The sequence below is a fragment of the Gluconacetobacter entanii genome, from assembly GCF_013155425.1.
GTDB classification, from domain to species: domain Bacteria; phylum Pseudomonadota; class Alphaproteobacteria; order Acetobacterales; family Acetobacteraceae; genus Novacetimonas; species Novacetimonas entanii.
The window spans coordinates 312,945-337,160 of record NZ_JABJWD010000003.1; the positions used below are offsets into that span (position 1 = coordinate 312,945).

Annotated in this window: 18 protein-coding genes and 2 pseudogenes; 11 read left to right on the forward strand and 9 right to left on the reverse strand. The window is 61.4% G+C overall.

Going from position 1 to position 24,216, the window contains the following annotated elements; genetic code table 11:
- Nucleotides 1-5 precede the first annotated feature (5 nt).
- Nucleotides 6-425, reverse strand: a complete 420-nt coding sequence (gspG, locus tag HNH97_RS01410; RefSeq protein ID WP_227744659.1) for a type II secretion system major pseudopilin GspG — start codon at nt 423-425, stop codon at nt 6-8.
- Between the two features lie 132 nt (nt 426-557).
- Between gspG and HNH97_RS01415 the strand changes: the two genes are divergently transcribed.
- The 8 genes from HNH97_RS01415 (at nt 558) to HNH97_RS01450 (ending at nt 10,192) form a co-directional block, all read left to right on the forward strand.
- Entirely contained in the window at nt 558-974 is a 417-nt protein-coding gene (locus HNH97_RS01415; protein ID WP_171789595.1) for a lytic transglycosylase domain-containing protein, read from the forward strand.
- A 113-nt stretch (nt 975-1,087) separates the two neighbouring features.
- Nucleotides 1,088-2,113: a PilN domain-containing protein gene (locus HNH97_RS01420; RefSeq protein ID WP_171789596.1), complete on the forward strand. Its 1,026-nt coding sequence runs from the start codon at nt 1,088-1,090 to the stop codon at nt 2,111-2,113.
- On the forward strand, nt 2,113-2,718 hold the full coding sequence (gene gspM, locus HNH97_RS01425; RefSeq protein WP_171789597.1) for a type II secretion system protein GspM: 606 nt from the start codon (nt 2,113-2,115) through the stop codon (nt 2,716-2,718). The genes HNH97_RS01420 and gspM overlap by 1 nt, the downstream gene beginning before the upstream one ends.
- Entirely contained in the window at nt 2,715-3,368 is a 654-nt protein-coding gene (locus tag HNH97_RS01430; protein ID WP_171789598.1) for a hypothetical protein, read from the forward strand. The genes gspM and HNH97_RS01430 overlap by 4 nt, the downstream gene beginning before the upstream one ends.
- On the forward strand, nt 3,365-5,704 hold the full coding sequence (gspD, locus tag HNH97_RS01435) for a type II secretion system secretin GspD (RefSeq protein ID WP_171789599.1): 2,340 nt from the start codon (nt 3,365-3,367) through the stop codon (nt 5,702-5,704). The genes HNH97_RS01430 and gspD overlap by 4 nt, the downstream gene beginning before the upstream one ends.
- Before the next feature lie 26 nt (nt 5,705-5,730).
- Nucleotides 5,731-6,537 (forward strand): type II secretion system minor pseudopilin, encoded by an 807-nt coding sequence (locus HNH97_RS01440; protein ID WP_171789600.1) that lies wholly within the window; start codon nt 5,731-5,733, stop codon nt 6,535-6,537.
- Between the two features lie 279 nt (nt 6,538-6,816).
- Nucleotides 6,817-8,526, forward strand: a complete 1,710-nt coding sequence (locus HNH97_RS01445) for a glycoside hydrolase family 68 protein (RefSeq protein WP_171789601.1) — start codon at nt 6,817-6,819, stop codon at nt 8,524-8,526.
- An 85-nt stretch (nt 8,527-8,611) separates the two neighbouring features.
- The gene (locus tag HNH97_RS01450; protein WP_171789602.1) at nt 8,612-10,192 is read left to right on the forward strand and encodes a glycoside hydrolase family 32 protein; all 1,581 of its coding nucleotides are present in this window, start codon (nt 8,612-8,614) and stop codon (nt 10,190-10,192) included.
- Between the two features lie 111 nt (nt 10,193-10,303).
- Here the strand turns inward: HNH97_RS01450 and HNH97_RS01455 are convergent, their stop codons facing one another.
- Together HNH97_RS01455 and HNH97_RS01460 are read right to left on the reverse strand one after the other, a co-directional pair.
- Nucleotides 10,304-11,608 carry an MFS transporter gene (locus tag HNH97_RS01455; protein ID WP_171789603.1) on the reverse strand — a complete coding sequence of 435 codons (1,305 nt, stop codon included), beginning with the start codon at nt 11,606-11,608 and terminating at the stop codon, nt 10,304-10,306.
- Nucleotides 11,609-11,968: 360 nt separating this feature from the next.
- The gene (locus HNH97_RS01460; protein ID WP_171789604.1) at nt 11,969-12,187 is read right to left on the reverse strand and encodes a ChaB family protein; all 219 of its coding nucleotides are present in this window, start codon (nt 12,185-12,187) and stop codon (nt 11,969-11,971) included.
- A 174-nt stretch (nt 12,188-12,361) separates the two neighbouring features.
- On the opposite strand from HNH97_RS01460, the gene HNH97_RS01465 reads away from it, so the two are divergent.
- Together HNH97_RS01465 and HNH97_RS01470 are read left to right on the forward strand one after the other, a co-directional pair.
- Nucleotides 12,362-13,699, forward strand: a complete 1,338-nt coding sequence (locus HNH97_RS01465) for an erythromycin esterase family protein (RefSeq protein WP_171789605.1) — start codon at nt 12,362-12,364, stop codon at nt 13,697-13,699.
- Nucleotides 13,699-14,376 carry a phosphoribosyltransferase gene (locus HNH97_RS01470; RefSeq protein WP_244949196.1) on the forward strand — a complete coding sequence of 226 codons (678 nt, stop codon included), beginning with the start codon at nt 13,699-13,701 and terminating at the stop codon, nt 14,374-14,376. The genes HNH97_RS01465 and HNH97_RS01470 overlap by 1 nt, the downstream gene beginning before the upstream one ends.
- Before the next feature lie 71 nt (nt 14,377-14,447).
- Here the strand turns inward: HNH97_RS01470 and HNH97_RS01475 are convergent, their stop codons facing one another.
- Entirely contained in the window at nt 14,448-15,011 is a 564-nt protein-coding gene (locus HNH97_RS01475) for a TetR/AcrR family transcriptional regulator (RefSeq protein WP_244949197.1), read from the reverse strand.
- 155 nt (nt 15,012-15,166) lie between these two features.
- On the opposite strand from HNH97_RS01475, the gene HNH97_RS01480 reads away from it, so the two are divergent.
- On the forward strand, nt 15,167-15,814 hold the full coding sequence (locus HNH97_RS01480) for a glutathione S-transferase (RefSeq protein WP_171789607.1): 648 nt from the start codon (nt 15,167-15,169) through the stop codon (nt 15,812-15,814).
- Nucleotides 15,815-15,873: 59 nt separating this feature from the next.
- Here HNH97_RS01480 and HNH97_RS01485 read toward each other — a convergent pair whose 3' ends face one another.
- From HNH97_RS01485 to HNH97_RS18365, 5 genes and pseudogenes are all read right to left on the reverse strand, one after another.
- A complete protein-coding gene (locus HNH97_RS01485) occupies nt 15,874-16,062 on the reverse strand; it encodes a hypothetical protein (protein WP_171789403.1) in 189 nt (62 codons plus the stop codon).
- Nucleotides 16,063-16,266: 204 nt separating this feature from the next.
- Entirely contained in the window at nt 16,267-18,054 is a 1,788-nt protein-coding gene (locus tag HNH97_RS01490) for an autotransporter family protein (RefSeq protein ID WP_171789608.1), read from the reverse strand.
- Between the two features lie 9 nt (nt 18,055-18,063).
- Nucleotides 18,064-18,273 (reverse strand): annotated as a pseudogene (locus HNH97_RS18360) (autotransporter-associated beta strand repeat-containing protein); the annotation flags it as partial.
- A gap of 39 nt (nt 18,274-18,312) precedes the next feature.
- A complete protein-coding gene (locus HNH97_RS01495; protein WP_244949216.1) occupies nt 18,313-22,932 on the reverse strand; it encodes a beta strand repeat-containing protein in 4,620 nt (1,539 codons plus the stop codon).
- Between the two features lie 578 nt (nt 22,933-23,510).
- Nucleotides 23,511-23,609 (reverse strand): annotated as a pseudogene (locus tag HNH97_RS18365) (ATPase); the annotation flags it as partial.
- Nucleotides 23,610-24,216 lie beyond the last annotated feature (607 nt).

A 24,216-nucleotide genomic window follows, 5' to 3' on the forward strand; every position in this document is an offset into this window, starting at 1 on the left:
CCCTCCTAGGGGTTGCAGATCTGCTGGGCGGGATCATCCCCATGCCCCGCCGGTCCGGCGGAGCACAGGTCATAATCATGGCCGGGACGATCGGAAGGATTGCGATAGATATAAGGATGGTTCCACGGATCGAGCAGCGGGTGAGCGTCCTTTACATAAGGACCGTTCCACGTCTCGGCATCGGTGGGGCGGGTCAGCAGGGCCTGCAGCCCCTCATCGGTAGAGGGATAGGACCCGACATCGAGTTTGTACAGATCGAGGATCTGCCCCATCCGTTCGATTGACTGCCGGGCGATGGAAGTACGTGCCCCGCCCAGTTGCCGCAGGGCCGCCGGGGCGACCAGTCCGATCAGGAGGCCAAGGATTGCAATAACGACAAGCAGTTCAATTAACGTGAATCCCCCTTCCGCGTGTTTTTCGTGCAACCCCATGAAACGGGCGAAATTTTTTCTTTCCCCGGAAATAAACCGCCCCTCTTTTCTTGCGTTTTGCAAATGATTGCGCGGGATCATCCCGCCGCATGGCACAGCGCCACGGTCAGAAGGTGTGGGAGAACGATGGGCATTCCGTATCTGGCCTGCATGGCGCTTGTCGCATCGCTCTATCATCTCCCGCCGCGCGTACTGCCTGCGATCCAGGCGGTGGAAGGCGGTTATCCCGGGCTGGAACACCCCGACACCAACGGTACCCGCGACCTGGGGGTCATGCAGGTCAATACGGTCTGGCTTGTTCCGCTGGCCCGTTATACCGGCACCCCCATGGCCACGGTCTATCGCCGGTTGCGCGATGACGCCTGCTACAACATCGCGGCGGCGGGGGCGATCATGCGCACCCAGATGGAGGCCACGCATGACGGCCTGCTTCGGGCTATCGGCAATTACCATTCCCATACTCCCGACCTGAACCGGGCCTATCAGTTGCGGGTCATGCAATCGGCAGCCCGCCTGTTTGCCGCGGCACAGACGGGACAGTGAAACGTAATCGCCATACTGGCCGATACTTTCTTCGACACCCGGAACACACCATGGATGCGAGAGTTTCCCTGACCATGAAAATACGCGACGTCCGGGACTGGTGGTTACGACAGATGCACGACCTCCTTCCCGCATGGCTCAGACGTGAAAGCCGTGCATTCGATGGCTACATGATCGACTACCTGCCCGATGGGGTCATGCTGCGCCTGCCGGATGGCGGGGCCGTGCCCCTGCCCCGACCTGATTGGCAGGTGGATCATGGGGACATATCCGCGCCGGAGCAGTCCACCATGCACGACGCGCTGGCGGCGGTCGTGGCCACCCATGGCCGCAGGGAGGTCATCCTGCGGCCCGATCCCGCGATGCTGCTGGAACGTGAAGTGATCCTGCCGGCAGCCGCGGAACACGCCCTTGACCATGTGCTGGGTTACGAAATGGACCGCCTGACGCCCTTTGTCGCATCCGATGTTGTTTTCGGTGCGCAGATCATGCGCCGCGACATGGCGGCGGGACGGTTGCATGTGCTTCTTTCCCTTGTTCCGACCATCGCACTGGGGGGATTGCTGCCCGTCCTGCGCGCTGCTGGCATGGAGCCGCTGGCGCTGGAAATTCCCCGTTCCGGACTGCCGCCCCTGCGCCTTTCGCTGACACGGCGGGGCTCAATGGCGCAACGTCGTGCCCGGCACCTGCTGGGCGGGGCGGCGGCGATCTGCGCGGGGCTGGCGGTCGTGGCGGTGGTCCTGCCCTTTGTGTTGCAATCGGTGGCTTATGCACGGCTGGACCGCCGCATGGCCAGCGTACGCGCACCCGCACAGGCCGCGACCCGGATCCGGCAGGACATGCAGGGCGAAGCCGCAGGACGTAACCTGATGCGCGCCGAACAGCAGCGACTGGGCAACCCCCTTGTCATACTTGCCGCCCTGACCTCCGCCCTGTCCGATGATACCTGCCTGACCGACCTTTCCCTGCAGCAGGGGCGACTGCTGATAAGCGGGCAGTCACGGGCCACAACAGCAGTCATACAGGCGATGAACGCCAACCCGGTTTTCGGGACACCTTCCTTCGCAGCCCCCGTCACCCAGTCCGGTGACCGGGGATACAGCCAGTTTTCCATACAGGCCACGGTAGAAAAGCGCTGATGGTTTCCCTGCTGCCCCCCACCCTGACACACGGGGTCCTGCCCGAAGGACGGGCGGGCCGGATACTGGCATGCGCCATGACGGGGATCGTCGTCCTGATAGTGTGGAATGGCATCGCACGGCCACTGATGGGCTGGTACCACCAACGGGCCGAAGCACTGGACATGCGCGCCGCAATGACCGCCCGCATGACCGGACTGGCGGCGGCCCTGCCCGCCCTGCGCCAGCAGGCCGCGACCTCCCGGCCCGGCCCGTCATTTTTCCTCAGCGGGGCCAACGACACGGTCACCGCCGCCGCGTTGCAGGACCGGGTGCAGGACATGGCGTCGGCACTGGGGGCGACGCTGTCGAGTGTGGAAACCCTGCCCGTCGTGCAGTCAGGGGCCTATCACCGCATCAGCGTGCGGATTGCCACCACGGTTTCCTTTGAAACGGATGTCCGCCTGCTGGATGCAATCGCACGGGCAACGCCGGCAATGGTGGTTGATGAACTGCAACTGCACCTTGCCGCAGGGACACGGCGCGACAATCCCATGCTGGAGACAGCGATGACCGTCATTGCCTACAGGCCCGCAGGCAGCACGCCACGCAGGGAGGCGCCATGACCGGCCCTTCCCTGCCCCTGCGGGTTCCGGCCGGACTGCTGGCGCTGATCTGCTGTGGCGTGGTGCTGGCGGGCATCGTGATTGAAGAATGCCGCAGCCCTGTCCCCCGGCCACCCGCACAACCCGACATCATCAGGGGACTGCCCATCGCGCAGGGGGCTGCGCGGGATGGGGCAGGCCAGCAGGAAGACCTGCTGTCGGCCATCCTCCAGCAGCCCCTGTTCGTCCCCTCCCGCCGCCCGGCGGGTAACGGCACCACGGCCATGCCGGGCATGCGGCTCAGTGGCATCGTGATCGGGCCGGGCGGCAGCAGGACCGCCATCTTTTCCCTGCCCCGCGCCGCAGTGCCATCGGGCGCCATGCACGGCCCCCGCAGCCCCATGGCCGCAGGCGGTCGCGGCATACTGGCGCGCGAGGGGGACGTGATCGGATCATGGCGCATCCGCCGGATCGGCCCGGGAGCGGTGGGGGTGGAAGGCAGTAACGGCATGACGGAACTGCGTCCCGATCGGGAACGCGGTGGCGGCAGACGCGCCCCACCGGGCAGCCAGCAGGGCGGCGATGCCTCCGCCGGTCCGGATGATGCCATGACAATCCCTGACGCCCGCACTCCCGTTCCCCCGCCCCCTCCGGCCCGGTCGCATCCATGAATCCATTTTCCGTTACCCCTGCCCGCTTCGCCACCCTGTCCGGGTGGTGTGCCGCCCTGCTGGCGTGCATATCCATGACGGGATGCGATACGGGCGCACCGCCCAGGGTCTCGCCACTGCCCGGTCCCCAGTTGCTGCAGGGCGGGGCAGAGCCGCCGGTGAACGGGCCGGTCGGATCGACCGACCGTCCCATGACGGCACAGGTCAGCTATGGCCGCGACAGCGTTCCCCACCTGGGCCATGGGGTGCGGACGACCCCATCGGGAACCGTGACGCTGGATTTTGCCGATACGGACATCCGTGATGTCGTGGCGCAGATCCTGGGCAATGTGCTGCACGTCAATTACACGATTGATCCCGCCGTAACAGGCACGGTCACACTCCATACCGCGACACCGTTGCTGGGCAGTGAAATGCTGCCTGTCCTGCAGATGCTCCTGTCGGAGGTCGGTGCGACACTGGGCCGGGTGGGCGACCTGTACCGGGTAACGCCCGGTGCGGCCCGGCCTGCGGGCATGTCCCCCGGTGCGGGGGCCGCGGGCGGCAGTCCTGTGGCGCTGGCGGACGATCCGGCAATGGCGGGGAGCATCATGGTGCCCCTGCGTTATGCCGGGGCGGAAGACCTTGCCAAGGCGCTGCAGCCCTTCATGCAGGGCAGCGGCCATGTCAGCGCGGTCAGCGGGGCGAATGCGCTGCTTGTCGCGGGGGATCCCGTCACGCGCAATACGATCGTGGACCTGATACATGCCTTCGATGTCGATATGCTGGCGGGACAGTCCTATGCCCTTCTGCCCGTCTCCTCGGGGGCTGCGCGCGACATGGCCTCGGCGTTGCAGGAAGCCCTGCGCGGACGTGGCGGCGCACTGGCGCAGGTGGTGCGGGTCATCGCGATGGCGCGCGTGGACGCCGTGCTGGTTGTCGCCAGTTCCGCCCGATACATTACCGACACCCGCCGGTTGTTCGACCTGCTGGAACGGACCCGGCGGACAACAATGCGCACATGGCACGTCTATTACATCCAGAATACCAATGCCAATGACGCGGCCTATATCCTGCAGCAGGCCTTCACCCCTGACGACGTGACGGCCCAGCCCACACAGCCGCCACAGGCAAATATTCCCGGTGCGGGCCAGCAGGCCGCCATGGGCATGGCGGGCGGTGGTGGCCTGTCCGGACTGGGGGGTATCCAGTCCGGCGGCACACTGGGCGGCGTCACCGGCGTGGGAGGCGGCACGGGCATGGCGACCGGTGTCACGCAGCCCGGGGCACAGGGCGGTGCGGCGGGCGGCACGCAGCCTGCGAACGCCAATCCGCTGCTGGGTGGCCTTGATAATACCGCCGGGGGAAGCGGCCGGGTCCGGGGCATGCGGATCATCCCCAGTCCCCAGCATAATGCGCTGCTGATCTATGCCACCGATCAGGAAAACGACACGATTGAAGACATGCTGCGCAAGGTGGACATCCTTCCCGTGCAGGTACGCATCGATGCCGTGATTGCCGAAGTGCAACTGAATGACGCCCTGCGCTATGGCACGCAGTTCTTTTTCAAGTCAGGCGGCATCAATGGCGTGCTGAGCAGCAACAGCCAGACCATCACCACCGGCAAGCTGGCTTCCGCCGCGTTCAGCCATACCCTGCCCGGTTTCATAATCGGCAGCGCAAGTGGCGGCGGGGGCGCCCCCATCGCGCTGGACGCCCTGCAGAACGTGACGAAGGTGCATGTCCTGTCCTCGCCCCAGATCATGGTCCTGGACAACCAGCCTGCGCGCCTGCAGGTGGGGCAGCTTGTTCCGATCCAGACGGGGTCACAGTCCAGCACGATCGGGACCTCGATCTACAACCAGTTCACGTACCAGCCCACCGGAGTCATCATGCAGGTGACGCCACGGGTCAACAATGGCGGGCTTGTGACGCTGGACATCTCGCAGGAAGTCAGTTCGGTCAGTTCCACATCCTCCAGCACGGTCAACCCGACCTTCAATGACCGCTCCGTCACCTCCCGCGTGGTGATACAGGACGGGCAGACACTGGGGCTGGCCGGACTGATTACCGACACATCCTCACGCAACAACAGCGGTATCCCATGGCTGAAGGATATCCCGGTGCTGGGCATACTGGCAGGCGACCAGAGCAATAACCGCCAGCGCACGGAACTTCTGGTTCTCATCACGCCCCATGTCATGCATGACCAGCGTGACGCACAGGCGCTGACCGCCGACCTGCGCGAAACATTGCCCAATGCGGCGGGCGTGCCCGATGAACTGCTGCACATGCGCTCCACCGGCAGCGCCGACCCGCAGGCCCGCATCCGCCGTGGCGTTGGCCTGGGGCCGTGAAGACACCACCACCACGCAGGCAAGCCATGAACGATGGCGGATTCGCACTGCTGATCGTATTGTGGACGGTGGTCCTGCTGTCATTCCTGGCATTCGCCATCGCATCCGCAGGACGGGGGCAGATGCACACGACCGATCTGCTACGCCTTCATGCCCGCCTGCAGCACGAAGCCGACGGAGGGGTATGGGAAGCCGCGTTCCACCTGCTGGATACCTCGGCCGGGCATTGGGGGGCGGATGGAGCAGACCACCCGATCCGACGCGGAAATACCCGGCTGGACCTGCGGATCACCAGTGAAGCGGGCAAGATCAATCCCAACATTGCCTCGACCCAACTGCTGCTGGCGCTGCTGCGGGCGACCGGGTCGGACATGCACGAGGCACAGGCACTGACCCTCAATATCCGTGCATGGCGCTTTCCCGCATCATCGGACGGGGCCGGACTGCCCGGCGGGCCGGCTGCCTACGTTGCCGCCGGCCTGCCCTACGGACCACCGGGCACACCGTTCCAGAGTGTGGGGGAACTGCGTCTGGTGCTGGGCATGACGCCCGTGCTGGCAGCCCGGATCATACCCCACCTGAGCATATACTGGGATGATGAACCGGTTGCGGGACAGGCGGACCCGGTGGTGCGTCAGGCCATGATGAGTGTCGGGAACATCTTCCCCACCGATGAAACAGCCCGGGCCGAGCAGGTGGTCAGTATTGAATCCGCCGCGACGGACAGGTCTGGCGCACGCGCCTTCCGCCATGCGATCATCATGAAGACGCCTGCCGATAACGCCACAGCCCCCGTCCGGGTATTGGAATGGGACATCCCCGGGGGAAAGTAAAACATATGGCTGTTCTTCTGTCCTGAATTAAGGACCTGTTAAAATATTTTCCTGTCCGGGCAACCTGTTCATGGGCCTGCCGTTCGAGACACGAGATGCCATGCCTGTATTCCCCAAAATATGGTGACATGATTCTCAAATAAAATGAAAATAGACGCGACAGTCATGATCGTGTTTTCATGCCCTGAAATAGACAGAAACAATGATGTGGAACAAGTAATGACGTCGAGTCCATAGCCCGTATACTTCGGCACGGCGCCTGAAGTGCGGGATCATCCTATGCCGGAGCACGTAGAAATGGAAATTCCCAATCAGGATGTCTCCAGAATAATCGGCAACGGTCATTCTGGCCGAAAAGTGTATGGAACCGCCATCAGACTGGTCCTGGCCAGTGCCATTACGGGCAGCCTTTCCCTTGTCACGGCACATGCGCAGACCACCGTAACCCCGGTTCCCGGTTTCCCGGTGCCCACCACCCATTCCCAACAGGCCTACAGCCCGTTCGACACGTTCACCTCCCGGTGGACACGTGCGGATGCGCGGCAGATCAAGGCCCGATCCAACCCGAATGTCGCGGTGGGGGCGAATTCCCTGCCGACCAGCGTGACAATGCCCGATATTCCCGCCAACTTTCCCCAGACAAACCCGGATGTGTGGCTGTGGGATACATGGACATTGATCGACGCCCACGCCAACCAGTTCAGTTATAACGGATGGGAAGTCATTTTCTCTCTTACGGCAGATCCCAATGCCGGATACACCTTTGATGACCGGCACGTGCATGCGCGTATCAGTTATTTCTACCGCCGTGCAGGCATCCCCGCTTCGGCGCGGCCACGCAACGGGGGATGGATATATGGCGGTCACCTGTTCCCCGACGGGGCCAGCGTCAAGGTCTTCGGTTCCACGACCCTGACCAACAATGCCGAATGGTCAGGATCGACGCGCCTGCTGAAAACGGACGGGAACGAGGTGGTGGTATTTTATACCGCGCTTGGCTTCAACCGCACGGCGGACGGGACAAACATCACTCCGCCCGTTGCGATCATTTCCAAGGCGAACGGCACGATCCATGCAGACCTGAACCATGTCTGGTTTACCGGTTTCAACAACCATACCGGCCTGCTGCAACCTGATGGAACCTATTACCAGACCGGACAGCAGAATGAATTCTATTCCTTCCGTGACCCCTTCACGTTCGAGGATCCCCAGCATCCCGGGCAGACATTCATGGTATTCGAGGGCAATACGGCGGGCGAACGTGGCGCAAAGGACTGCACGGCAGCAGACCTGGGCTACCAGGCGGGTGATCCCTATGCCGAAGACCTGGATACCGTGCTGAATTCGGGGGCAACGTACCAGAAAGCCAATATTGGCCTGGCTGTATCCACCGACAGTTCCCTGGCACAATGGCGCTTCCTGCCGCCCCTTATTTCCGCGAACTGCGTCAATGACCAGACCGAACGGCCCCAGATTTATATCAAGGATGGAAAATACTATCTGTTTACCATCAGTCATCGTACGACGTTTGCGGCAGGTGTTGATGGGCCAGATGGGGTTTACGGTTTTGTCGGCAATGGCCTGAGAAGCGATTTCGAACCGCTGAACTGGGGCAGTGGCCTGGCGCTGGGCAACCCCACCGACCTCAATACCGCGGCGGGGTCCGATTTTGATCCCGATCCCCAGCAGAACCCACGTGCCTTTCAGGCCTATTCGCATTACGTGATGCCCAATGGCCTGGTTGAATCGTTCATCGACACGGTAGAAGGCCGGCGTGGCGGGGCACTGGCGCCCACCGTAAAGATCCAGATCAGTGATGCAGCAACCCAGATCGACCTGTCCTATGGCCAGAACGGACTGGGTGGATATGGCAACATCCCGGCGAACCGGTATGATCTGGACCTGCAGGGGTTTGTGCTTGACCTGCTGCAGTCGAAGACATCGTCCAATGCCAATATATCACTTGCCGCGTTCGTACAGCAGCCATAATGCGGAAACTGTTCACATGGCGCTCGCATTCTGAAGGGAAGACGTCGATAATATGCGGGCAGAAATGACATGGTGGGCTGTATTGATGGCACTCTCGACCAACGTGCCTGCGCTGGCAGCGGCGCAGGCAACCGACACGCAACAGACCGCCCCATTGCAGGGCGCCACCCCACAGTGGCGCCCACTGTTGCATTACAGCCCCCGACGCAACTGGATGAATGATCCCAATGGCCCATTTTTCTACAAGGGGGTCTATCATCTTTTCTACCAGTACAACCCTGTGGCCCCGGAATGGGGAAACATGTCCTGGGGACATGCGACCAGCACGGACCTGCTGCATTGGCGTGAACAGGACGTAGCCCTTCCGTTCAGCGCGACAAAGGACATTTTTTCTGGAACGGTCGTGGTGGACATCCATAATACGTCCGGGCTTGGCACGGCGGACAATCCACCGCTGGTAGCCCTGTACACCAGTGTCTTCAAGAAAGACGCATCCAGGGAAGCCGGGGTGCAGGCGCAGTCCCTTGCCTACAGTCTTGACGATGGCCGGACATGGAAGCCCTACCAGAAGGATCCTGTCCTGACGTTATCGCCGGATTCACTCCACTTTCGTGATCCCGGCGTTTTCTGGTACGCACCCGGTGGGTACTGGGTCATGGCAACGGTCGTTGCGAATGCGCCGGTGGTGAAACTGTATAAATCGGCCAACCTGACGGACTGGACATTCCTCAGCGATTTCGGGCCTGCCGGTTTTGTTCGACCGGGAATGTTATGGGAAATGCCATCGCTGTTTCCCCTCCCCCTTGACGGAAATGAAGCACGGCAGAAATGGGTTCTAATGCTGGGGATAAATCCATGGAGCATCGCCGGCGGATCGGGCAGCATCTACTTCGTTGGCTCCTTTGACGGCACGACATTCCGGCCGGAAGGATTGCCACCGGATGGGTCAGACCCGGCAGCCTATGACTGGCTTGACCATGGGGCGGACCATTATGCCGCCATCCCATTTTCCGGCCTGCCTGAAAATGCCTCCATGACCATTGGCTGGATGAGCAACTGGGACTATGCATCGCGGATTCCGACATCACCATGGAAAGGCCAGATGACCCTGCCCATGGCCATGTCCCTGCGCACCATTGATGGCCGAGCACAGCTTTGCCTGAAACCCGACAGCCATTACACCGCATGGGTCGCTGCCCGACCGACGCTATCTTTCGACGGGATGCGACTGTCCTCGGAACAGCATCTGCTACCTGACCGTGTACATGGCCAGGTTCTGGATATTGACATGAACATGCATATGCAAGGCGCGGATCGTGCCGGAATATCCGTGCGGGCGACGGCCGATGGCCGCATCGGCACCAGTATTGTTTACGATATGAAAAAGCAGTTGCTGACCGTGGACCGGTCACGTTCGGGGCTTACCGGTTTCTCAGACAAGTTCAGTCATGAACATATCGTCAATATGCCCGCCCCAACAGGGGATGTTTCACTACACATCATTATTGACCGTAACTCCATCGAGGTTCTGTCGCGCCATGGTTCGGTTGTCATAACGGACCTCATCTTCCCGCCTGCCGGGGCAGATCGCGTCATGGCTTTTTCCGAAAACGGCCTGACTGAATTCAGGAATATGAAGATCACCCTTCTTGACGGCAACCAGTAATCAAGGCGTCTTTTCGATACTGCCATTATCGGGACCCCATTTGTCCGATCGGTTCTCTTGAACGGGCAGATGGGACGCTTTGCCCACCCGATGACAGCGTCGGTGCACCATTCAGTCCCTGTCGCGCCATGCCAGCAGGCACAGCGCCTGCAGGCAGATCGCCCCCAGCGGCAGCCAGACAAATCCGGCCATGATCCAAAACGACAGGCCCGGTGGCTGCGTCATCCCGCCCTCGACGTAATGGCCCTGTGACAGGAACTGCGTCAGGATGAAGCCGCTCACCCCCATCGCCAGCTTCGTGACCCATGTATTGATCGAATACGCAAGGCCCGCCGACCCGGTCGAGGTCCGTGGGTCACCGTCATCCACGGCATCCGCCAGCAAGGTGTAATAGAGCGGCGACATCACGCCCTGCGCCAGCGCCAGAAGGGCTGCGGACAGGAAAAAACCTGTCATGGACGCACCCGCCACAGCCATCGCCAGATAGGCCGCCCCCTGCGCGATCAGGCATATGACTCCGCTGCGGACGGTTCCCACCCGCCGGGCAAGCGGAAGGCACGCGGGCACGCCCGCAAACAGCAGGACCGTGATGAAGGTAATGATATTGGCGCCAAGCTGTTCCGTGCCGCCAAGGATGATGCGGGCGTAATACAGGGCAAACCCGAACAGCGCCGCCTGCCCCACGAAATAGAAGAACGCGAGAAGGTTGCTTAGCACCCATCGCCGGTTTCCCAGAAGATGACGCAGCGTGAGCAGAAGGTCCTGCCGAACCGGTACGGGCGGATGCCGCACGGTACAGCCACGCGCCACGCACAGCCACAGGAAACTGCCCAGAACCGACAGCACCAGCACATAGACCGCCATGCCATAGCGGTGCTGTTCCGCACTTTCGCCCCCACCCAGCCATGTGATGGCGGGAATGGTCAGCAGCGCCACAAGCAGCGACCCGGCCTGACAGCCCATCATGCGAAACGCATTAAGGCCAACGCGCCCCGTGGCGGAGCGGCTTATCATGACGGCCAGCGCGCCATAGGGCGTATTGATGCACGAATAGATGGCACCGAACACGATATAGGTCGCGCCCGCCCAAAGGATTTTCCCCGTGGGCGAAAGCGGCAGGGCCAGAAAGCACAGGAAACCCGTCAGGCCGAAGGGAATGGCAAGGGCGCGGATCAGGCGCGGCACGATCAGGCCGCCGATACGGTCAACAGCATAGCCGATGGCCGGGTCGCAGAAGGCATCCACGACACGCGCCACCAGCAATATCCACGATACGGCCACCAGCGGCAGGCCATAGATATCCGTGTAATAATACATCAGGTAGGAGGACGTCATGCCCCACATCATGTTGGAGGCAGCATCACCACAGCCGTAGGCCATCTTTTCCTTCACGGAAAGCGCCTGCCCGTTCTCCATTGTCCTGCTTTCCCTGAAATCTTTAGGTCAGGAGGCACGCTACCATGTGGGTATGAAACGACAAGCCGGGCCGGACGCCATCACCCCATTGTCAGTTACCATGTCCGCTTCAAGGAATAGTGCCGCAGTGTCCTTTCGTCCCGGATGAAGCAGATCCCGCCTGTCTCCCCAATCCTGCCAGGCAGGAAGAACGCAACGGGCGTGGATCCATCTTGGCAGACATCTGGAAGGTTCGGATCGGTTACCTGCCGGCACGCGCATAGGCGTGCCGACCGGGATTGCCGCGTTTCCGTGACAGAGGCCGCCATTCCGCACCTCTGGAAACGCCGGATCTGATGGAAATGATAACGGGTGTCCCCATCAGGCATCGTTACGTGCGACCCAGACATTGCCGTGCTTGACATATTTACGCTTCACCGCCGCCCATGCAACGCGATTGGCCGCTTCCTCCGGATCTTCACCTTTTGCGCCATATTCGCTCCAGGCATTGTTGAATGCCGCCCGGAAGATTTCCTGGGCATGGGTGGGCAGGTGCAGACGGACCCGGTCCGGCAGGTCACTGATTGATGAATAAGGCATCACGGCACTCCATTATTCTGGATTCCACCTGTCATACAACAACAGGTCCGGGAACTCCGGGACCATGCCACAGTTGGTCGGCTGTCATCTTGCGCTGGATCAACACGATCCGGCGTATTTTCGTGGCCAACTGACAGTCATGCCAGAAATGGCCCGCAGGGAAAGAAGTTGCCCATGCCCGCGGATGCAACAACTCACCGACACGCCATCACGCCGGAACTGGTCGCGGCACTTGCCCGGCATGCAAAACCGCTTCCCCCGCCGGAAGACACCGAAGCATTCGGCGCTTTCTTCGATCGCTTCGGCGATGCCCGCGTCGTGCTGCTTGGCGAGGCGACCCACGGCACGTCCGAATTCTACCGCGCCCGCGCTGCCATTACCCGACGCCTGATCGAACGCCACGGCTTCACCATTGTCGCGGTCGAGGCCGACTGGCCGGACGCCGCGCGTATTGATGACCATGTCCGTCACCATGCCGCCCGTCCATGGCGCGGACCGGCTTTTACACGCTTCCCCACATGGATGTGGCGCAATACCGAAGTCGCGGAGTTCACGGACTGGCTGCGCGACCATAACGAAGGCCGTACGGCCGCCGACAGGGTATCATTTCATGGTCTCGACATCTACAGCCTTGGTGAGTCGATTGAGGCCGTGCTGGCATATCTGGACCGTGTAAACCCCGAGGCCGCAGCCACCGCACGCCGGCGCTACGCCCATCTCACGCCATGGCAGGACCAGCCTGCCGCCTATGGCAGCGCGGTCGTCCTCCACGGACGCGACAGTTGCGAGGATGCGGTGGTCACCCAGCTTCGCGAACTGCTTGCCCACCGGCTTGATTACATGCGCCACGACGGCGAGGCATGGTTCGACGCGGTGCAGAATGCCCGTGTTGTCCGCGCTGCCGAGAGCTATTACCGCGTGATGTACCAAGGCTCGACCGAAAGCTGGAACCTGCGCGACCGGCATATGTTTTCCACCCTGCAAACCCTGCTTGCCCATCGTGGAGATGGCGCGAAGGCTGTTGTCTGGGCGCACAATTCGCATGTCGGCAACGCGGCCGCGACGGCGATGGGCTGGGAAGGTCAGTTCAACATTGGCGAACTGTGCCGCATGGCCCATGGCGACGAGGCCGTGCTGATCGGCTTTGGCACCGATACCGGCACGGTCGCCGCAGCCAGCGACTGGGACCTGCCGATGGAAATCAAGACCCTCCGCCCGGCCCGGCGCGATAGCTACGAACATGCCTTCCTGCGTGCGGGCCATGCGCGCGCACTCACGGAATGGCGCAACCGGAAGGGAGCACTGGCGCAGATACTGCAGACCTCGCTCGCGCGGGAACGTGCAGTCGGCGTGGTCTACCGGCCGGAAACCGAACTGCAGAGCCATTATTTCGACGCCGCGCTGGCCGAACAGTTCGATGCCTGGGTCTGGTTCGCCCGTACGACCGCTGTCACGCCGCTGGGTGGCGGGCGGCCACACGGTGCGCCGGAAACCTGGCCATTCGGGCTGTAATGATGTCGGCTCCCGCCACTTCCGGTCCGCCGGAATTCCGTGATCGACGCGAGGCCGGGCAGCGGCTGGCGAGTGCACTCATCCCGCTGATCGCGCTGCGTCCGGTCGTACTGGCCCTGCCACGTGGTGGGGTTCCGGTGGCGTTCGAGGTCGCACGCCGCCTCCGCGCGCCACTCGGCCTGCTGTTCGCGCGCAAGATCGGCATGCCCGGAGCGGAGGAGTTCGGGCTGGGTGCCATCGCGGTCGGGGGTGACGGAAATGCCGAGACCGTTCTGGATAAACCCCTCATGCAAAAGCTCGGCATCACGCGGGCAGTGATCGCCCCCGTAATACGCCGGCAGCGCAAAGAGATTATCCGGCAGCAGGCGACATATGACGGTGCGACACCCCCGATTGCCGGACGGGTGATCGTGGTGGTTGATGACGGGATCGCCACCGGCGGCACGATGCGCGCAGCATTGCGGGTAGTACGCCATCACGGTGCCGCGCGGGTGGTGCTCGCCGTGCCCGTGGCGCCCCCCGAAACACTGGCTGATCTGGCGATGGAGTGCGACGATCTTGTCTGTCTCGTCAGGCCGCCTGATTTCCGGGCGGTCGGGATCCATTATGCTGATTTCCAGCAGGTGGAGGATGAGGATGTGCGGCAACTTCTGGCAGAGGCACGCAACATGACATAACAAAGACGCGCATGGCAGATGAAATGACAGGCACCTTCCAAATCATACCATGCGCACGCTCCATGCCGATATTATCCCAGCAGTCCAGTTCTATAATAATTGTCAATAACTTCGTCGAACAGCGCAATATCCGCGCGGCTTCTGGCCATAAGCTGCGCACCGGACACGGCGGCAAAGATGGCACGGGCCCGCCCTGTATTTTGTGGGGACACCTGATCGATCGCGGACAGGACCGTATCGAGCCATGCGACATTGATATCGATAAAAGTCCGGACCTCACGTTTGACCGCTTCAGGCAGGTCCTCATATTCCGCGCTCATGAAACTGCACAGGCACAGGCGATTGCCGCTTTCAAGCGATCGACGGAACATCTCGGGATAACGGCGCAGGCATAGGCGGGGATCGGGGGTTTCTGCCCGCATGGCGTCAAGGGTGGCCTTCGTATCCTCCCAATACCGTCGCGCAACCGCAGCACCCAGATCGGCCTTGCTGGGGAAATAATAATAGATACTTGCCGCCTTGATGCCGACTTCCTTTGCCAGGTCACGGAAATTCAGGCCGTTATAGCCATGCATCTGCGCAGCCCGCCTTGCGACTGTCAGGATCGCCTCCCTGGAACTCGAACTCATCGTCATGCCCATCATCTGCCTGTGACTTACCTACCAGGTGATAGATAAACATTGACGGTCGGAATTTGAAGTCATACTGTTTGCCTATCTACCATGTGGCAGGTAGGTAAAACGACGCAACGCCCAATGTCCTCACTTCCGATGGCAACGAGGTTACGCCCATGAAAATCTATGACTGGCCTACAGGCCCCTATCCAGCTCGCGTGCGGATTGCCCTGGCTGAAAAAAACCTCCTGTCTGGTGTCGAATTCGTGCCGGTCAACCTGTGGAAAGGCGAACAGCGGAAAGCCGACTTCCTCGCCAAGAATTATTCGGGAACCCTGCCGGTTCTTGAACTTGAGGATGGAACCTGTCTTGCGGAATGCACGGCCATCACGGTCTATCTCGATGCGCTGGTGGGAGAACCCACGCTAACCGGTCGAACGCCGCTTGAGAAGGGCGTGATCCACATGATGACAAAACGCGCCGAGATCGAGATGCTGGATGCGATCAGCGTCTATTTTCATAACGCGACACCCGGCCTCGGCCCCGATGTGGAACGTGACCAGAACCGGGAATGGGGATTGCGCCAGCGGGACCGGGCGCTACGCGGGATGCATTATTTTGATGCGGTTTTAAGAAAACAGCCATTCATTGCAGGTGACGCTTTCTCAATGGCGGATATCGCCGTCATCGGGGGCTTCATATTCGCCTCAGCCGTAAAACTGCCTGTTCCGCAGGAATGCGAGGCCCTTCTCGCCTGGTATGCCAGAATGCAGGAACGCCCGAGTGTGCGGAAGCAACTGACCATTGTGCCACCGCCTCACTAAATGACGCACACACCACCAATAGCGGGCCTGCCGCATGCAGACCCGCCGGTGGATCTGGCTCAGGGCTTCCAGCGCCGCAGGATGACGGATGCGTTGACGCCACCAAAGCCAAACCCGTTCGAGATGGCGTAATCGAAACACGCTGGCCAGACTTGGGGAGCAACCAGATTCAGTTCGACCACCTGCTGGAAGAACTGAAGACCATTACAGCGTTCAGAACTGAAACCCGCCGCACTACAGATCGTCATCCGTGTCGCACCATCCGCCCGGCATCCAGACGGTAAAGTTCCCCCTGCCTCTGTCCCGCCTCCTTCGTAAGCACTAAGCAAGCCATAATCTGGATCGGTGCACCAGATCGCATTCATGATTCAATGAAGCTCATACAGGCATCTGGCCGGCCCCTGATGTCCGGCCAGATATAGATTGATCACGAGACGGGCGTTGTTGCCCGATCAGAACTTCCAGGCGAAACGTCCCCGCAGGCCGCTATCGACCGACCTGTTGCCGTACTGCCCGATATAGGAAAGGCCCAGTTCCAGGCGATCCGTCAGGTGGGCCCGCACGCCAGCATTCAGCACGGCGGCATCACGCGACAGGGGAACGCCCGCGACGTCAAAGTCATTCCCGCCCGCGGCAAAGGCTTCGCGCGTGGTGGGCACCGTCGCACCGAAGGTATGGCGATACGCCAGGCTGCCTTCGGGAACCAGCAGGACGTTGCCTGCATGGAAGACGGAAGACATGCGCACGCCGAAGGTGGAGTAGGTCGTGCCCGTATCGATCGCGCGTCCGTTCAGCGCCGCCGCCCCGCCATGCTCATGGAAACTGTCCGTATGCATGTTGACGTAGGCGACATTGCCGAACGGCTCGATCGCGGTCCTGCCCACGTCAAAGCGGTAGCCGAGGTCGCCAAAGCCCTGCGCCACACCGCCATTATAGCTGCTGTCCAGCTTTTCATAGAAGCCGGGGAAGGAGACGCTGCGCCCGGTGGACATCATCGCCCAGGTATAGGTCGCCCCCATCCGCAGGGCCAGGTGGCCCCAGTGTGTCCCGGCATAGCCGCCAAGCGTGACGTTGTTGCTGTGGCCGTAGGCATCGGTGCCTTCGGAGTTGAAGGTCGAACGGCCATAGCTGACCAGTCCGCCGACACGCCACGTATTGAATACGGGGGCGTCCGCGCCCAGCACGAAGCCGCCGACCGAATGGTTCATGCCGCCCGCATTGCCGTCGCCGGAATTATGACCCCATGAGCCAAAGGCCTCGCCCCACAGCGTGACGTGGTCCTGCATGCAGGTGCCGTCCGTCCGGCGGCCCTTCAGGGTCGCCGTCTTCTGGTTGGCGTCGGCGCCGGGGTCACACGCGGCATTGCGCAGGCGGTCGATCGCGGCGTTGCGGACATAGAAGCTGTCCTCGATCAGCGCGGTCCGGGCGGATGCATGGATCTCGCCCGACAGGGCATCGAACGCTTTGCGCGCCTGCTGGGCATTGAGCTGGTCGATCACCTCGACCATCGCATTGCTGCCGCTCATGCCATCCAGCACGGATGCCACGTCACGTTCATTGCGCGTGTTCGCAACGGATTCAAAGGTCGTCGTGTTCCGGCCCAGCGTGATATCCACGTCGTCGGCAGTATACAGCAGTTCCGGCGACAGGAAGGTATAGGCATCCGCAAGGTTGGTGGACAGGCCCGCGAACTGGCCCGATACCCCGGTCTGGGTGGCCAGGATGGTATATTCGGTCCCGGGCCTGAGTGTGGTGCCATCGGGGACCGTGAACTCGACCGTGCCACCGTTCAGGGTCGCCCCCCCGGTGACCGAGACCAGGTCGCTCTGCCCCGCGGTGCCGCCATTGACGACATAGGTGGAGCCCGCATCCATGGTCAGGTGCCCGTCAACCGTCATCGTCCCGATCGCACTGCCGCCCGCGGGGGACAGGGTGCCCCCGTCGGCCACGGTGGTCGAACCCACGGTCCCGGTGCCGGCCAGCGTCCCCGCCCCGCCGACGGTCACGCTGGAATTCGCCAGCGAGCCATCGACCGTCAGGGTGCCATCATTGACGCTGGTGTTCCCGGTAAAGCCGGAATCGTCATTGGCGATCGTGACATCCCCGCTGCCATCCTTCACCAGCGCGCCGGAACCGCTCAGCCCGTTGCCCAGCGTGCCGTCCGTGTCCTGGTCCAGCGTCAGGCTGGCGCCTGTTTCATCATTGATCGCACCCGAACCGAAGCTGGACGTCGTGCCCACCAGGGTGCCGCCCTGGATGTCGGTCCCGCCGCTATAGCTGTTGTTGCCGCCCAGGATCAGCGTGCCGCCATCGGTCTTGGTCAGGGTCGTGCCGCCCGCGACCTTGCTGTCGTCAATCCTGGAATCGATTTCCGCGACCGTATCCGCCCCGGCGGCCGTGCCGTCACCGACGCGCAGCGTCAGGTTCGAGCCGGATGAATAGAGCGGGTCGCCGGTAATGACATACCTGCCGCCGCTGGACGCATCGGAATTGGCGAACTACGCACCGCTCAGCGTCACATCGCCCTTGCTGTCATCAACGGTGACGGTGCCGCCCTTGCCTTCGAAGATGTCGTAGGCGCCCTGCGTGGACGGGGTGTTGCCCGTCCCGGACGAACTGGTCCAGTTGCCATCGCCGCTGCCGCCCGGTGCGGTCCATACGCCATCACCGCCATCGACCTTCCCGTTGCCCGACGTGCCGTCGCTTCCGTGGTCGCCGTTGACATTGGCGCCATCCCAGTACTGCTCCGGCGTGCTGCCTGCCGCCACGACCAGGTTGACTTCGTTATCGACGGATGTCTGCAGCGTTTCACCCGTCCCGGTCAGCGTCACGCCATTGTTGGTCAGCGTGCCACCATAATCATACAGGCGATACACACCCGGCCCGAAATCACCGCCCGGGCTCTGGCTGACATTCAGGGTGCCGGCCATCGTCAGGTTCCCGCCGACACTGACCAGGTCGTTATATTTCCCGCCCACGGTGCCCGCCTGGCCCATATCGAAATTCGCGATCGCGCCGCTGTTTTCCGTCAGGTTCCCGGCAATGGACAGGGTGCCTGCAGTGCCGGTCCCATCACCGGGCGACAGCGTCGCGCCACTGGCGATGGTCACATCCCCGCCCATGGTCCCCACACCCGACAGCGTGGCGCCCGACGCAACCGTCGTCGTGCCGCCGATCTGGCTTTCATTGCCATCGACCTGCAGCGTGCCGGCGCTGACGGTCGTGCCACCGCTGTAGCTGTCGGCGGCGTTATCAAGCACCAGCGTGCCGCTGCCTGTCTTGGTCAGGCTGCCGGTGCCCGTGACCGTGTTGGCGAGGCTGTCCGTATCGGTGGAGGCGACATCGACATCCAGCGCCGCGTCATCGGCAATCGCACCGGAACCGAAGCTCGAGGTCGTGCCCGCCAGCGTGCCACCGGAAATGGTCGTCCCGCCGGCATAGCTGTTGGCTCCGGTCAGGGTTGTCGTGCCGGTGCCCGCCTGGACCAGCGCGCCGGTGCCCGAAATGGGCGCGGACAGGGTGGACGCATCGGAGCGGTCCACAACCAGCGTGCCGTTGTCGCTGATGCCAGACGTGCCGCCAAGGGAACCGGACGTCCCGCCCGTCCCGAGCTGCAGCACCGCGCCGGACGCCACGGTCGTCGCACCGCTGTAGGTATTCGCCCCCGACAGGGTCTCCGTCCCGCCTGCCACCGTCAGGCCACCCGCGCCCGACAGCGCGCCGGCATAGGTATCGGCCGCATTGGCCAGCGTCAGCGTGCCATCAAGCGTGCCGTTCCCGCTGCCCGACAGCGACCCTGCCGTGCCGCCACTGGATGTAACGGCCAGCGTGCCATTATCGGCAATGGTGCCCCCAACCGTGCCACCATCCAGCGTCGTCGTGCCGTTGTCGGCCACGTTACCCGCGACACTGCCCGACAGGTCAAGCCCGGCACCCGAGGCAACCGTCGTACCCCCCGTATAGGTATTGGTTCCCGACAGCGTTTCTGTGCCACCAGCCACCGTCAGTCCGCCCGCGCCCGACAGCGCGCCGGCATAGGTATCGGCCGCATTGGTCAGCGTCAGGTTGCCATCAAGCGTGCCGTTCCCGCTGCCCGACAGCGAACCTGCCGATGCGCCGTTCGCCGTCACGTCGAGGCTGGTCCCGTTGCTGGCCAGCGTGCCGTTGATGCTGTCGCCATCCAGCGTCAGCGCGCCGCCCGCAGCGTTCGTGACGTCGCCCGCCACCGTATTGCCCGCTCCCAGCGTCAGGGTGCCGTCATTGGTGATGCTGCCGATCGTCCCGCCGGTCGCGGTGGCCGTGGCCCCCGTCTCGTTCGTCATCGCACCTGTCACGGTGCTGTCCGTCAGGGTCGCATTCCCCGCATTGTCCAGCGATGCGAGCGTGCCGTTTTCCGCCGTGAGTGTGCCGCTGTTTGTCGTGGCGCCCACCGTGCCGCCATTGACGTCCATTGTCCCGGTGTTGCCGACCGTGCCGCCAACCGTGCCCGTCACGTTCAGGGTGCCCGCGTTGCTGGCGTTCCCGGCAATCAGTCCCGTCACGTCAAGCGTCCCGGCCGACCCAACCGTGGCCGTGCCGGTATAGCCGGTGCTCTGCCCCGACAGCGTTTCCGTCCCACCAGCCACCGTCAGTCCGCCCGCGCCCGAAAGCGCGCCAGCATAGGTATCCGCTGCACTCGTCAGCGTCAGATTGCCATCAAGCGTACCGTTCCCGCTGCCCGACAGCGAACCTGCCGTGCCGCCACTGGATGTAACGGCCAGCGTGCCATTATCGGCAATGGTGCCCCCAACCGTGCCACCATCCAGCGTCATCGTGCCGTTGTCGGCCACGTTGCCCGCGACACTGCCCGACAGGTCAAGCCCGGCACCCGAGGCAACCGTCGTGCCACCCGTATAGGTATTCGCTCCCGACAGGGTTTCCGTCCCGCCTGCCACCGTCAGGCCACCCGCGCCCGACAGCGCGCCGGCATAGGTATCGGCCGCATTGGCCAGCGTCAGCGTGCCATCAAGCGTGCCGTTCCCGCTGCCCGACAGCGACCCTGCCGTGCCGCCACTGGATGTAACGGCCAGCGTGCCATTATCGGCAATGGTGCCCCCAACCGTGCCACCATCCAGCGTCGTCGTGCCGTTGTCGGCCACGTTACCCGCGACACTGCCCGACAGGTCAAGCCCGGCACCCGAGGCAACCGTCGTGCCGCCCGTATAGGTATTCGTTCCCGACAGCGTTTCCGTCCCGCCAGCCACCGTCAAGCCGCCCGTACCGCTGGCGCTGCCGCTAAAGACATTGCCAAATGTGGTATTGCCATCCGCAATGGTCAGGCTCTTGCCGCCCATCACAACCGTGCCACTTCCATCCAGTGCGTTTACGGTCGTTTTGGCGGCACTGATACCGGACACATCAAATGTGCCATTGTCATGCACTCCGCTGGAGGATCCGATGTTGCCGGCCCCGTCAAGCGCCAGCGTGCCGTTCTGGATCGTGGTAGCCCCGGCATAGGAGTCTACTGCCGTAAGATCAGTTTTGCCGCTGCCACTCTGGGTCAGGCTTCCTGTGCCCGAGATGACCTGTGACACAGTAGTGGTGGTCGGATTATCGACCGTGAGATTGCCATTATCAACAATGGCAGCCGTATTCGTGATCGTGCCGCTGGTCGTGCCATCGCCCAGTTGCAGACTTCCTTGCGAAATTGTGGTCGTGCCGGAATAGGTGTCGGCGTTTGTCAGGATTGTGGAACCGGTTCGTGCCTGGGTCAGGCTCTGGGTGCCGGAAATAACGCCGCTCAGCGTTGCGGCGCCCGCACCGATCTGGCTGACATTCCCACTACCGGAAATATTTCCGGCAAACGCGGTCGGATCGGAACGGTCAAAAACCAGATTGCTGTTATTGGTGACATCACCGGCAATCAATCCGCTGGTACCACCGTTCCCGACCTGCAGCGTTCCGCCGGAAATGAGCGTCCCGCCACTATAGGTATTGGAACCGGTCAGAACCGTCGTCCCGGTGCCCATCTGATCAATGCCGCCCGTGCCGCTAATGTTGCTGGCAAAGGTCTTGGAGTCAGACCGGTCAAAGGCGAGCGTGCCGTTATCGTAGGTAATGCCATCGATCCACCCGCTGGTACCGCCCTGCCCCAGTTGCAATGTGCCACCACTATTGATTTTGACCGTAGCCTGCGTCACGCTCGTATCGCCAGCCAGGACCAGCGTGCCCTCATTCACATTGACGGCAAGGGTGGGGCTGAGCGATGTCAGCGGCGCGCTTGCCGACCCGACAGTCCATGACCCCGTCCCATCCTTGTCGAGGGTACCAAAGCCGCTTACGCTACTCGTCAGGCTATCGGTCCCCTTGTCACCCGTGAGATTGAGGGTCGCCGCATTGCCACCACCGGATACCGAACCGTTGACGGTAGAACCTTCGTTCAACGTGACGATATTCGCAAGGGAACCGGACGACCCAAGCGTGATGTTACCGTTGACTATCGCCCCTGTTTCGTTGGTGAAATGGACGGCGCCGGAATTACTGTTGCCGATTACAGTCCCTTTTCCCGTCGAACCGGCCGTAATCGTACCATAATTATCAATTGTATTGACATTGCCATTGGCGGTTGACTGGGTGCCCTGAAACCAGATATCCGCAGCACCCGTATCGGTTTCGATTGTGCCGTAGTTGGTAATCGTATTGTTGTAACCCGTCGGGTTGATGGCTTCGGCCTGATTCGATCCACCTGACACAACTTCGACCACGCCCCCCCGGGCAATGGTCAGGGCGGTGTTGCTGCCAAACTCGATGGCGTTGCCACCAATGCCGTCGGGCCCCTGATCCTGGCCACCGCCCAGCACGGAACCATCAATCGTAATCGTATTCGGTGTCGTTGCAGTGGTACCGGACCCCAGACTGATGACCGTCCGGTCATAGGCCGCTGTTGCGCCCGTGGCCACGGAGACCGAAGTGATCGAACTGCCAAGACCGGTTCCGATCAGGGCCGTATTATTTGGTTCGACCGCTGTCGTGCTGCCAGCATTGCCGGTGCACGAGACACTGTTGCCGGATGTGACGCATTGAGCAAGCGCCTGTCCGGGAACAATCAGAACCAGGCAGGTTGCCGAAAGCAACCACATACGCAACCGGGTTGGCGATCCGCCCCCAAGCCACACAGAATTCCCAGACAGCATTAGGAATTTTTTCCCTACTTTAATGATGACACAGCCAGAAGAAATTATGATTATTTGATAATAATAATTTTTTACCAAATCTATATCCACCCATGAAAATGGTCAAGTAGTCAATCGACCACAATTTAATAATATATCATGACACAAATGTAGGTGTACCAAACGGGAATGTTAAAAGCGCACCTGAACCCAGCGCAACCTGATTATACCAAATATCAGATAGTGGAATTTCATTAATACGGGCACTATTTATCTCATACCATGTAGAATAGTATGAAATATTTTAAGATTTTTAGAGATGTAATCGGCCAAACGAGCTACAGATTCATAAATATTGTGATCAATAAACAATACTTTATAGCACAAATATTATAGGATCTTTGAACAAATATACATTTGATATATCCCATTAATGGCCACCAGACCTGTCAATCTGCATGCAATATTAATCCTTTGTCGAAGACGCAGCCTGTCTCCTGAAACCATAGACACACGGAGACAGACACGCGGATATGGATATGGACTCAATTCCGGTTCTTGAACCGCAAGGTTTCGTTCCCTTTCTTGATGATGCCACAGTAATGGGTCAGACGATTGAGCAGTACCTTGATTATCTTGGCGTCGGTGGATACACTCTTTCAACCGTCTCCGCATGGTGTCGAAACTTGTCGGTCTCGATCTTCTGGTGAATAACGTCGGCATCGTACTCGGTCAATCATGACAACGCTGCGGGCGTGCAGGGAACGTATCTGCTGGCACCGGACCGCAATTAAGACGCAACGCGATAATGACCCCAATCCTGGTAGCAGAACTGACGGGGGATACGGACATCGCGATGATCGCTGATCCGGCCTTCTGTCAGAAGCATGGCGATGGGGTGAACCATATGGGACACGCAACCTCTGGCATCAATTCAGACACGAAGGCACCAGTGTTGCCCGCTGTGCGATAGAGCAGTTGACGCCTCAGCATGGGATTCGGAAGGGCATTATGCGTGGCAAGCGTGTAAAATGCTGGTCTGATACGCCTCTGTCCACAAGGATCTGGCACAGCACCAATTCCATGCACTGGCGCCCAGCATGCTGTGGGTTTCGGATTTTACCTACGTGCCCACCTGGCAGGTTTTTTCGATAAAAATCAACTAGGGCCTGTTAGGGCTTGATCCAGTCTGCTGCGGCAGCGATGTGGATGACCGCGAGGAACGACGTTGCTGTTTTTTCATATCTGGTT